At 42.7% G+C, this 11949-nt stretch carries 10 protein-coding genes; 1 reads left to right on the top strand and 9 read right to left on the bottom strand.

Annotated elements, in window-relative coordinates; genetic code table 11:
• Positions 1-54: 54 nt before the first annotated feature.
• The 5 genes from cobA to htpX all read right to left on the bottom strand — a co-directional run bounded on the left by cobA (position 55) and on the right by htpX (position 6570).
• Positions 55-921, bottom strand: a complete 867-nt coding sequence (gene cobA / locus FM038_RS09315) for a uroporphyrinogen-III C-methyltransferase (protein WP_142870449.1) — start codon at positions 919-921, stop codon at positions 55-57.
• 283 nt (positions 922-1204) lie between these two features.
• On the bottom strand, positions 1205-3346 hold the full coding sequence (locus FM038_RS09310; RefSeq protein WP_142870448.1) for a sensor domain-containing protein: 2142 nt from the start codon (positions 3344-3346) through the stop codon (positions 1205-1207).
• Between the two features lie 478 nt (positions 3347-3824).
• Positions 3825-4694, bottom strand: a complete 870-nt coding sequence (locus FM038_RS09305) for an MYG1 family protein (protein WP_142870447.1) — start codon at positions 4692-4694, stop codon at positions 3825-3827.
• Between the two features lie 239 nt (positions 4695-4933).
• Complete coding sequence (cctA, locus tag FM038_RS09300; protein WP_142870446.1) at positions 4934-5281, bottom strand: tetraheme c-type cytochrome CctA; 348 nt, start codon at positions 5279-5281, stop codon at positions 4934-4936.
• Positions 5282-5709: 428 nt separating this feature from the next.
• On the bottom strand, positions 5710-6570 hold the full coding sequence (htpX, locus tag FM038_RS09295) for a protease HtpX (protein ID WP_142870445.1): 861 nt from the start codon (positions 6568-6570) through the stop codon (positions 5710-5712).
• Between the two features lie 460 nt (positions 6571-7030).
• Between htpX and FM038_RS09290 the strand changes: the two genes are divergently transcribed.
• Positions 7031-8056 carry a tripartite tricarboxylate transporter substrate binding protein gene (locus FM038_RS09290; RefSeq protein WP_142870444.1) on the top strand — a complete coding sequence of 342 codons (1026 nt, stop codon included), beginning with the start codon at positions 7031-7033 and terminating at the stop codon, positions 8054-8056.
• Positions 8057-8090: 34 nt separating this feature from the next.
• Here FM038_RS09290 and bioD read toward each other — a convergent pair whose 3' ends face one another.
• The 4 genes from bioD to bioB are packed head-to-tail and all read right to left on the bottom strand — an operon-like array spanning position 8091 to position 11921.
• Positions 8091-8780, bottom strand: a complete 690-nt coding sequence (gene bioD / locus FM038_RS09285; protein ID WP_142870443.1) for a dethiobiotin synthase — start codon at positions 8778-8780, stop codon at positions 8091-8093.
• A 48-nt stretch (positions 8781-8828) separates the two neighbouring features.
• Positions 8829-9611, bottom strand: a complete 783-nt coding sequence (locus FM038_RS09280; RefSeq protein WP_185965654.1) for a methyltransferase domain-containing protein — start codon at positions 9609-9611, stop codon at positions 8829-8831.
• 57 nt (positions 9612-9668) lie between these two features.
• Positions 9669-10835: an 8-amino-7-oxononanoate synthase gene (locus FM038_RS09275; RefSeq protein WP_419555624.1), complete on the bottom strand. Its 1167-nt coding sequence runs from the start codon at positions 10833-10835 to the stop codon at positions 9669-9671.
• A 21-nt stretch (positions 10836-10856) separates the two neighbouring features.
• Positions 10857-11921: a biotin synthase BioB gene (bioB, locus tag FM038_RS09270; protein WP_142870441.1), complete on the bottom strand. Its 1065-nt coding sequence runs from the start codon at positions 11919-11921 to the stop codon at positions 10857-10859.
• Positions 11922-11949: the final 28 nt, after the last annotated feature.

Here is an 11949-nt window from a genome sequence, read left to right as displayed (position 1 = left end):
ACCACAATCAAACTAATGCTTTTATTAACCCCTGATAGGCTTTCTTCATAAGTATCACAGCCTCTTATTCATCAAGACAAGATTATCGGGTTCAAGCATGCTTTGTGAATATTGGCTAATAAGCTGAGCCAGCTCTTGTCCCACAGAAACCACTTCACCAACAATCATTAAAGTAGGGCCCGACACCTGAAGCTGACTAGCCACTTCGGCCATGGAGCCTAAGGTCGCAAAACTTAGCTTTTGATCAGATCTAGCCCCGCTACTGATAAACACCATAGGTAGTTTGATATTTGCCCCCGCCGTTAGCAGACCATGTGCGATATGCGCCGCCTGCTCCTTGCCCATATAAAATACCAGCGTTGACTGCGCCGTTAGCAGAGCCTGCCAGGCTGCGCCACTACGAGTAGAATCATCGATAACGGTTCCGGTCACTAAGGTGACAGATCTTGCCACCCCCCTGTGAGTCAGAGGGATCCCAGCACTGGCGGCACAGCCCAAAGCAGCTGTAATACCGGGGACAAATTGACTCTTAATACCTTGTTTAGCCAGAAACATGGCCTCTTCACAACCACGGCCAAATACATTGGGATCGCCGCCTTTTAATCGTACGACCTTAAGTCCGCGCTTCGCACAAGCCACGAGCAGTTGATTGATATCATCTTGCTTGGCACTAGGCATACCACACCGCTTGCCGGCAAAGTGCATCTCACACTCCTTCGATGCCAAATCAAGAATATCTTCACTGACCAAACTGTCGTAAATGATTGCATCAGCAGCGGAGATAAGGCGAGCGGCTTTCAGCGTAAGTAGCTCAACATCACCACAACCAGCACCAATAATTGCTACTCTGTACGAGGGTGAGATATCCCCGAGCTTTACATTCTTGCTATGTTTCAATTCAATAATATCGGCACTTTCCATCTCATATCACCCACTTATGTTCGCGATAAATATAAGATTGCAACCAACACGCCAACATTTAACCTGTTGATAATCAACAATAAAAAAGTTATGCGGTATTGTTTTTTGATAAAATGAGCAAAGAGAGTGCAATCAGTAGGTAGAAGCAGTAAGAAGTTGCACCAATATGGGGCTCACGGATCGCACTCAGGATGAGTATGGGGAGTGACTAGGGCTTATTGGCACAACTAATCCCTAATGGTTTGCTATAGGGCAAAGACAAAACTAGCTGCTACGACTGCCATCAATAAAAGGTTCGAGAGTTTGTTAAAGTTTGCCAACTAATATCCGGCCGCCAGCCACTTATCCACTCAGGAATATCTCCAGCTGGCATGGGCTTAGCGATGCCATAACCTTGTGCTAATTCACACCCCAGTTTTAATAGTGCAGTGCCGTGCTCAATCGTTTCCACGCCTTCGGCGATCACCTCTCGTTTAAATGATTTAGCTAAAGCAATCACGCCTTCGACAATCGCCAAATCATCAGCATTATGCAACATATCCCGCACAAAACTCTGGTCAATTTTAATCAAGTTTACTGGTAATCGTCTCAGGTAAGTCAGTGATGAATAGCCTGTACCAAAATCATCTAAAGCAAAGTTAACCCCTATCGCCATGCAAGCTTCCATGATCTTTGAAACATGTTGCACGTCATCTAAGGCACTTGTTTCCAGCACCTCTAGCTCTAAACAACATGGTTCAACATCTGGGTGGGTCGCTAGCAGTGTCGTTAGTCTCTGCGTAAAATCAGGTTGTTGTAATTGTATTGCGGCTATATTGACACTCGTGCTTACGGGTAACTTTAGCCCCAACTCTTGCCATAGGCTGATTTGTGTCAGTGCGGTATCGATGACCCATTCACCTAACTCTATACTCATGGCGTTATTTTCGATAGCGGGTAAAAAATCGATAGGGTGTAATAGCCCACGCGTTGGATGTTGCCAACGAATAAGTGCCTCTACACCCGCCACTGTACCCGTTTTCATATTAACCTTAGGCTGATAATGGAGCACAAATTGATGATTATCTAATGCACTTCGAATAGCCTCTAGGCATTCTCGCTGAACTTTAACAGCGTCATCTTGAGTCGTACTAAATAAGTGATATCGATTCTTACCTAACTCTTTTGCCATATACATGGCTTGGTCAGCATGACGCATAAGTAGGTCAGCATCGACATTATCTTGAGGGTATAGGGTGACACCAATACTTGCTGATATATTCAATATTACATCACCAACTGTAACAGGTTCAGATGATGCTAATAGCAGTCTTTCTAATACCGGCTCACAATCTTCAACTTTTGCTAAATCAGCTAGCACAGCAACAAATTCATCACCACCAATACGGGCTAAGCTATCGCCTTTACGTAACGCCTCTTTCATACGGACTGAGAGTGCAATAAGTAGCTCATCACCTACATCATGCCCATAGGTGTCATTGACAGATTTGAAACCATCCAAATCTAGGAATACGACAGCAAGTGACAACTCGTGACGACGGCACTGCAGCATGGCTTGCGATAACCTATCCGCGAGTAATGAGCGATTCGGCAAGTTAGTCAGTATGTCATAATGGGCAATATGCTCTATCTCTTCTTGATGTTCTTTCATCGCAGTAATGTCATTACCGATGGAGACATAATGAGTCGTAACTCCGCGTTCATCACATACCGCACTGATCGTTTTCATGACGGCATATACTTCGCCACTTTTACGCCTGTTCCAAACCTCTCCAGACCAGTAGCCATCTTTCAATAAAGTTTTCCACATAGCAGTGTAAAATTCAGAAGATTGCCGTCCCGATTGGAGAATTCGTGGGTTTTGACCAATAACCTCTTCACGACTAAAACCCGTTATACGCGTAAAGGCGTCATTAACGTCGATAATCGTGGCTTTTTCATCGGTGATAGAGATCTCTTCACAGGAATGCGAAAATACACTAGCGGCGAGTTTAAGCTTTTCTTCAGACTGTTTACGTTCAGTGATGTCGTGAATGACTCCTACCAGAAAGAAGTTCCCTTTAGAGTCTACGAATCTATTCTTTCTGGTTAGAATTGTTCTTGTTTGCTCACCTTTCGGTGTCAGTGTTTCTTCGCATAAAATCTCTTTACCTTCAGTTAACACTTTTCTATCGATGGATAAAAAATGATCTTGCTCGTCAGGTAGTACTTGCTCGGCAAGTGTTCTACCGATGATCTCTTCTTTAGACATTCCAAAAATGTTGCAAAAGGCATCATTAACAAGCAACAGTCTGCACTGATCATCTTTTACAAATATGGGGTTGCCAGTATTATTAAAAACCGCATTGAGATACATTTCGATATCATGCAATTTTTCATCAAATAGATTTAACCTAGCTGAGTCGTTGAGTTCTACAGGCGTCATTTTCTATCATTCCTTGTTTGAAATTAACCCAGGAGATATACAAGAATGCTGCTGTCATTTGTTAAGATTTGTGGTTTAAAGCCTATGCTCAAAATAGTTCAGAGCTTTCAAGCTGGCTTTCAAAAATGGCAATTAGAATCCTTTAATTAACCATGATCTCACTCATCACTCTCTTTTATAAATATAGAATAAACCTGATGAAATTTCAATCACATATGATGTATGTAGACTGAAATATAGGCTTTGTAAAGGAAGGCATATTAGTGATTAATATGAACAAGGGTATTGGGCTGTTTATAATGATAATAGGGGGTGTTCATAGACTAAAACGCTTTATAAAATCTTTATTTAGTGATTTATTTAGTGTCTTATTTAATTAACTAAAAGGTTAGCCCTTAATTATATAAAGGCTAACCTCTAACATTTCTTACTCTAGTAGCTGCAGACAGTCAGGCGCATTGATGAGGAAATGATATTACTACTCAGTGAGTGCAATGCTTGCCATCTTCATGGTACTTACAAACGATGCTGCACCAGCGATAAACAAACCGTTATGGCAAAACATGGCATCATCTAGGCCTGTTACTTCTTGAAGCGCTGTACCGTTTAGCCCTGCCCACGCTTTTGGTAGCGACTTTCTATCTTCGAATGAACCAAGTTCTGCGGGTACGGTTTGAATTCTCCACTGCCCAGACTGAGACGGATAAACAACATATAAAGCCGCTTCTGATAAGGCGTGAACAGTTCTTTTCCAAGGTGTATATTTTTCTAATACAATCACTCTTGGATCTTCAGCATCATCAATCGCTTTAGCCACAATCGCTTTTGCGCTAATACCACCGTTAGCCGAAGCAATAAAGCGTGCTAAAACCCGTGATGCAAAGTCTACCGCTTCGTTAAAGCTAGCATCAAAGTCAGCCTCTTCTTGCCAAGTTGGATTAAACATGGAAATAGTGTGACTAAGGCTAATACCTGTAGCAACACCAGTAACATGGCCACAATCAATAGCATCGATGGTCGATACTAAACCAGCATCAACTGATGTCGCTAACTCTTGATCACCCTGACAAATTTCTAAGCCATATTTTTTCCAAATTAAGCCAAAAGATGAATACGGAATACCATCTTCACGCTCACCTGCTCCACCACGTTGATGATGATCAAAGCGGCCTGCGCCCGGATCATACTCTCCACCAACATCAAGCACGACATCAGCTTTAACAATAATGTCAGCATTACGTGTTCGTACGAGGTTAAAAGCCGGAAAAACACACTTAAGTGCTGCGATACTGAAAACATCATCGGCATGAAAATTACCGTCGTGGGTTACTATCGTTATATCATTCATCAGTTTTTATCATTTTAGGAAGAAATTAAGAAGGTGCAGGTAAAAATCTTACCACAAATTATAGCGTGGATTCTATCTTAACCCTGTCGACAACAGCTGTTTATCGTTATCCATCACGACACAGTTGGTATAACGAAGTCTTAAGCGAACAATTATCCAAACGTAAAAATGGGAGCCTAAGCTCCCATTTTTCAAGCACCTGATAATCAGATACTTTATTTAAACGCTTATTTCAGCTCTTATTTAAGAACTGACTCAGCGGTACGACCATCATCATGACAGCTATCACAAGTTGGCTTATCACCGACATTCATGTCATGTGGAGCATGACAATCTGCACACATTAGGTTGCCATCATGTGGCTGGTGAACAGCATCCATCTCTTCTAGTGTACCGTGACAGCTTTGGCACTGCTCAAATTCAAATGCGCCATCTGCAGAAGGCTCACCATCTTCGTGACAAGCTTCACAACCATCCATCTCAGCATGCATCTCTGCAAGCTCCTGTGGTTCAGCCATAGCAACAGGTGATAAAGCTAACGCAGCTAAAGCGGCACCGAATAATGCACTTAGTAATTTTTTGCTCACAATAATTTCCTTTTTTAACGACAGCATAGTGGAGATTTATTAGTTATCACCATCTTGCTCTCAACAGTCTTAGCACGACATTGCATAAAATAGCTAAGGAACTGCAAATACGCAACTTTTCTTGAAGTGAGAATAGCGTCAAAACAAGCATAAAACTGTGAGCTTAATCAAGTTACGCTCTTACTTATGTACTAGAATCAGTTATATAGTGAGCTTTATCACATAAACCTTATGCGAAACTGAATAAATCAATTTTTTTTATTGGCTGACTTCACTGTTTAGAAAGAATCATAATTATGCAGAAACACTCCATAACTAATGATAATAATACCCATTACCATTAAGCTGCACTCACGCTCCTTTATGAAGCACAAAAAACGGGAGCATAAGCTCCCGTCCAATGTTGATATTAGCAATACTTTGAGAGATTAACTCGCTCTTAAAGCAGCAATACGCTTCTCTAGTGGAGGATGACTCATCATCAGCTCAGACATAGACTTCTTACCGTTAATCCCCAGTGCAGACATCTGTGCTGGCATAGCACCTGTTGCCGGTCCCTGACGTAGACGCTCAAGGGCAGCAATCATCTTGTCCTTACCAGCAAGCTTAGCAGCGCCTTCATCGGCCTTAAACTCACGAATGCGCGAGAAGTAAGCGACGATCATTGATGCCAAAATACCGAAAAGCATATCGAGAACAAACACCACGCCCATGTAGGCGAACATACCTAGGCCTTCGCCCTCTTCATCATTACTGGCAACAAAATTGTTGATTATGCCTGCAACGACACGGGCTGCGAAGATAACGAAAGTATTAACGACACCTTGAATAAGGGTCAGTGTCACCATATCGCCGTTAGCCACATGGCTGACTTCGTGGGCAAGCACACCTTCAATTTCATCTTGGCTCATGCCATAAAGCAGACCACTACTCACTGCAACAAGTGCATTGTCTTTACTTGGGCCGGTAGCGAAAGCGTTAAGCTCTTCAGATTGATAGATAGCCACTTCCGGCATCTTTATACCTGCTTGCTCAGCTTGACGAGCAACAGTTTCAACCAACCAACGTTCAGTATTATCACGTGGAGTCGTTATCACTTCACAGCCCATGGTCTTTTTAGCCATCCACTTAGAGATAGCTAGGCTGAGAAAAGCACCACCAAAACCGAAAATTGCGGCGAAGACTAATAAACCGCCCATGGTAGATGTATTTACACCTAATAGTGACATCACAATGGATGCTACAAGTAAGATTGCCATATTGGTCGCAATCAATAGAAAAATTCGCATTAAATAAACTCCTGTTTGGTACTTCAGTACCTGATGTTACGTTCTAAAGACATAATATGTCCGAATGACGAGAATTCAAGGGAAGAAAAGTAAAAAAATGTACGACTGATTAAATTCAACTCAATTCGGACTCACTTTAAACTCGCAAAATACTAAGGTCTATTGACCTTCCATAGTAAAAGGAGATGCAGTCTAGGAGGCTTACATTAAGCAAAGCTTAAAAACTTAACTCTGACTTAACCAGACCTGACTATGTGTATTAATCTTTGTTTATTACACATTTCTAGCCCTACTTAGGGTTCAACACTATGGTTCTAAGACTAGATTAATGGATTAACAACTACACTGTGTTATAGCCAATTTTTATTGTAGCAGTCATATAAGGTGGACCGAGCTTGCTAAAATCTCATCAATTAGTCAGCGTACAGTTTCGATTTGACTCAATAAATGGTGTCCCATCATGAGTGTCGCTATTTGCTGCTTAATTTCTTGGTTAAGGCATCTAAGTTTATGCATAGCTATTAGCCTGTTAGTCATATCTTCACATTTGAGCTATGCCAACGTCGATGTTCCAGAAACAACAGACAGACTAAAAACCCGCTATATACATTTTCTCATACCAGGTAGTGAAGGTGGAGGCTGGGATACAACAGCACGAGAAGCCGGCAAATCCTTACTGGCTGAAAAGATCGTCGAACGCGTGTATTTTGAAAATTTTATTGGCGCAGGTGGTGGACGAGCTTTAATGGATCTAGTCAATCAACCAAGTAAACATAGCAATACTCTGATGGTACAGTCCACACCTCTTATTTTACGCAATTTAACTGGCGTTATAGATTATGGTTTTAGAGATACTATGCCGATCAGTATTCTCATTGCTGAATACCAAGCTTTAGTTGTTCCAATTGATTCTGAATTTGATTCAATTAATGATCTCATTCAAGCCATTGCAATTTCTCCAGTACGTAACCCTATTTTGGGAGGCTCTTCATTGGGCAGTTTAGATCATGTGACTTTGGCTCTCATCGCTCAAGCAGGTCAATTGCCCATCAACAAACTACGATATGTACCGACCGATGGAGGGGGAGATGCCATGCTACAGTTAAAACGCGGGATTGGCGTTGCGTTAGTCAGCGGAGTTGGTGAAGTTATTCAGGCGTACCGAAATAATGAAATAAAAATATTAGGTATTACCAGTAAACAGAGACTCACTAGATACCCTGATATACCCACTTTTGTTGAACAAGGTTTAGAGGTTGAGTTCGCCAACTGGCGGGGATTTTTTGCCACAAAGACGACGCCCTTAAGTAAGGTGAATAGGTTTAAAAAATTGTTATTGGAACTCAGCCAAACTCATCGTTGGCAGGAGATCTGCCAACGACACGAGTGGCAACCCCTATTAATACAAGGTGATGCACTTATCCATTTTCTCGAAAAGCAGGAAAAGTTATTGGAGCGGGCTCTCAAAAGCCTAGCCATTGAATGAATCCCTGATGAAACCTGTACTGAATTTTAATCGATTATAATTCGCTAATATCAAGATGTTCAGCAGCCGCTTCAGCCGATACATAATCCAAATGAGGCACTATGCCTAAACATGGCGATTCCATTAAATGATGCAAACTAGCAAGGTTCTCTTCTAAACAGCTTGTTTGAGGATCCACTATATTAGCAACCCAGCCTTTAATCGTTAAACCATCGGCTTTAATTGACTCTTGAGTCAATACTGCATGGTTTAAACAACCTAATTTAACGCCTACGACTAAGATGACATCGAGTTCAAGTTCTTTGACAACTTCTGAAAGAAAGTGCCCCTCACCTAATGGTAAACGCCATCCCCCTGCGCCTTCTATGAAACAAACATCAGTCTCACTCAATGAAGCTGAGGCTAGGCTTTGCTGTATTTTAGCCAGTATTGCGCCGGGACTGATGTCGACACCAGCCTGTGACGCAGCAATATGAGGTGCAATCGCAGGCAGAAAAGAGATTGGGTTTACCAAGCAGTAATCCAACTCGATGCTGGACTGCTCGATAAGCGCCAGCGCATCACTATTGCGCAGACCCTTTTCAGTTTGCTCACAACCAGACGCTATAGGTTTCAACCCCAAGCTTCTTACGTTTACATGACTGACGTTCACTTTATGTAATAACGCCGAGGTCACTAGCGTCTTACCACTGTCTGTGTCTGTACCTGTGACAAAAAACTTCATCTCTTATCTCTTTTATTCAACAGCTAATTAAGGTAAACCCATTAAATATTAAACAATCCGTTTAGCAGAAATCAGGGCAATTTGATAAGTTAATGGTAAGCCATTAGGAGTACGGCTCTTTTCTGCTTCACTGAGCAGTTTAACCCAGTCCCCTCTCCCACGGATCCCTTGGCTTGATTGGTCATTAGCATGAATTGAAGCGCCAACACCTTTTATTGAATAAAGTAGCGACTTCAATTGGGGAAAGTAGACTGTCACAGCTTTAGTTTCAGCCGAGATAATCTGCCACTGCTGTTTGTTATCGAAATGGCTTAGGATCTCATCTATAGATCTAAAGCCATTGACCCTAAAGCCTAAGTCTGACAATTCTAACAAGCTATCTTTCGCCACTACCGCCAAGTGATATTCACCATTGTGTTTTAGCACTCTAGCGGTTTCATTTATGCTTGCACCGAGATCGCTGCACCATTGCAATGCTAAATTTGAATAAGCACTATTAACTGAATCATTTGGCAAAGGTATACTTTGAGCATTAGCACACAAGGTCTGATATTCAGGGAAATCTTGGCTCAACTGATCCAACATTCCTTGGGCAATATCCAGGGCGATTACTTTTTTAACACTTGTGAATTGACCAAAATTGGTTCCAGGGCCAGCACCGATATCGAGTAAGGTGCCATGAGGTGACATTTTTTCGAATAGAAGTCTGCTAGACATTTTTTGGATTCTATCAAAATCATGGTAATGCTTAGCCGCTGCAGAAAATCGCTGAGCGACAGTCTGATCATTAACGCTTTGTGCTACCCCTTCTTTCACTACTTCGGGCTCCATCAAATATTCTTAAATTATCTACTGTTATCAATATAGAACAAGGGCTTGTACCTAGATCTATATTTCATGGTGGTGCAACACGCTTTTGAGTCCATCTACCAGCTTATCGAGATCATTAAAAGTGTGCATGGCGGTGAGCGTCATTCTCAATCTTGAAGCACCTTGGGGGACAGTCGGAGGACGTATGGCCCCAACACAGAACCCGAGTTGCTTTAATTGTTCGGCAACCTTCAAGGTGACATCCACATCACCTAAAATAAGTGGCTGAATTGCTGTTTGTGAGTCTGTTAATTTGATGCCAGTCTGCTCGCACTGTTTTCTAAAGTAATCGATATTCTCGTTAAGCTTCTTCGAACGAGAAAAATCTGAATTCACCAACTCAACGGCGGCAAGTGCCACGCATGCATTAGCCGGTGATAAAGCCGTCGAGTAGATGTACTCTCTGGCATTTGAGACTAAAAAATCTATCACCTCTTGACTGGCAAGTATGGCTGCACCCTGACATCCCAGTGCTTTACCGAAGGTCACCACTTGTATATCGGCGATAGTCGCATCGACTAATGGCGGCATTTGAACACCAAAACCATGGGCATCATCGACAATGAAACTCATATGATGCTGTTTACACAATCTAGACAGTGCAGCCAACGGCGCAATGTCACCGTCCATACTAAAAATACTTTCTGTCACAAGTGCACTAGGAGCCTGCTTTGATATTAATCGCTCGGCACTGGCAATATCATTGTGTAAGAAACGTTTAAACTCAGCTTGGCTATCCTTGAGCCCATCAATGACAGAGGCATGTACCAATTTATCAGCGATTACCCTGTCACTAGAATCAAATAAGGTCTTCATCAGCGCTGTGTTAGCACTAAAACCTGAGCAAAATAGCAAGGCAGCCTGATGCCCCGTCACTTCACATAGCTTTTGCTCTAAAACCAAATGCGCCTCACTGTACCCCGTCACTAAAGGTGAAGAGCCACTGCCAACCCCATAAGTGTTAGCACCGAGTATTAACGCCTCAATAAGCACTTTCGAACGAGATAAGCCAAGGTAATCATTACTGCTAAAATTCAGGTAATGTTTACCTTCTTGCGTGAGCGATAATCCGCCGGAAAGATCAAGATTTTGCTCTTCAGCTCCGTTAACAGAAATAGCATGCCTGCGGCGAAGCAGGCCTTGATTCTCAACCCGAGACTGTTTCTTTCTAATCTTATCCAGCATAGATGAAGCACTCATTTACGCTTATAACGCGGCAGCATCATAGAAGGCAGAACTCTGCTTATCTTTGATGGCATTAGCCTTTGCCGTTGCTTTGACGAAGACAGCCTTATCGTCTTCGACTGTGGCATATTTGCCCTGTTCAGGATGAAGACCTAGACGTTTAAATAGAGCCATATCTTCATTTTCTTCAGGGTTATTGGTGGTGAGCAGCTTACAACCATAGAAAATGGAATTAGCCCCGGCGAAGAAACACATGGCCTGCATCTCATCAGACATTTTCTCACGACCCGCAGACAGGCGAACTCTTGAATAAGGCATTAAAATCCGCGCCACGGCAATGGTGCGAACAAAGACTAAGGGATCGAGATCATCAATATTCTCGAACGGCGTACCAGCGACTTTGACTAGCATATTAATCGGTACAGAGTCAGGATGCTGTTCCATGTTCGCTAGCTGCTGCAATAGACCAGCACGATCGCTAGCTTGTTCGCCCATGCCGACTATACCGCCAGAGCACACCTTCATGCCGGCTGCGCGCACATTAGATAGGGTATCAAGCCTGTCTTGATAGGTACGGGTAGTGATGATATCGCCGTAATATTCAGGCGAGGTATCTAAGTTGTGGTTATAGTAGTCTAAACCCGCTTCGGCTAACTCACCCGCTTGTTCTGGAGAAAGCATGCCTAAGGTCATACAGGTTTCCATGCCCATGCCTTTGACTTCGCTGACCATATCTTTTAAATAAGGCATGTCTCTTGGGTGTGGATTACGCCAGGCGGCGCCCATACAGAAACGAGAGGCACCGGCAGCCTTAGCACTGCGAGCCTCGGTCAATACCTTATCAATCTCGATTAAGCGCTCTTTTTCAAGGCCTGTATCATAACGTGCACTCTGAGGGCAGTATTTACAATCTTCAGGACAAGCACCGGTTTTAATCGATAACAGACGACTAATTTGAATTTCATTAGGATCATACACTTGGCGATGCAATGAGTGCGCTTTAAACAGGAGGTCGTTCATAGGCAAAGAGAAAAGTGCTTCTATTTCATCACGTTCCCAATCATGGCGCAGCTGTATATCCGACATTTAACTTACCCTTTTTGCTCAATATAAT

The organism is Shewanella eurypsychrophilus (genome assembly GCF_007004545.3).
GTDB lineage: Bacteria > Pseudomonadota > Gammaproteobacteria > Enterobacterales > Shewanellaceae > Shewanella > Shewanella eurypsychrophilus.
The sequence above is the reverse complement of the archived record's forward strand: the minus strand, read 5'-3'. Positions and strand labels throughout refer to the sequence as shown.

What these genes read in the sequence shown, in the direction of transcription:
- FM038_RS09310 (WP_142870448.1), bottom strand. Translation starts at nt 3,346, where the DNA reads ATGACGCCTGTAGAACTCAACGACTCAGCTAGGTTAAATCTATTTGAT.
- FM038_RS09275 (WP_419555624.1), bottom strand. Translation starts at nt 10,835, where the DNA reads ATGCTGGATAAGATTAGAAAGAAACAGTCTCGGGTTGAGAATCAAGGC.
- FM038_RS09290 (WP_142870444.1), top strand. Translation starts at nt 7,031, where the DNA reads ATGAGTGTCGCTATTTGCTGCTTAATTTCTTGGTTAAGGCATCTAAGT.
- bioD (WP_142870443.1), bottom strand. Translation starts at nt 8,780, where the DNA reads ATGAAGTTTTTTGTCACAGGTACAGACACAGACAGTGGTAAGACGCTA.
- htpX (WP_142870445.1), bottom strand. Translation starts at nt 6,570, where the DNA reads ATGCGAATTTTTCTATTGATTGCGACCAATATGGCAATCTTACTTGTA.
- FM038_RS09280 (WP_185965654.1), bottom strand. Translation starts at nt 9,611, where the DNA reads ATGGAGCCCGAAGTAGTGAAAGAAGGGGTAGCACAAAGCGTTAATGAT.
- FM038_RS09305 (WP_142870447.1), bottom strand. Translation starts at nt 4,694, where the DNA reads ATGAATGATATAACGATAGTAACCCACGACGGTAATTTTCATGCCGAT.
- cobA (WP_142870449.1), bottom strand. Translation starts at nt 921, where the DNA reads ATGGAAAGTGCCGATATTATTGAATTGAAACATAGCAAGAATGTAAAG.
- bioB (WP_142870441.1), bottom strand. Translation starts at nt 11,921, where the DNA reads ATGTCGGATATACAGCTGCGCCATGATTGGGAACGTGATGAAATAGAA.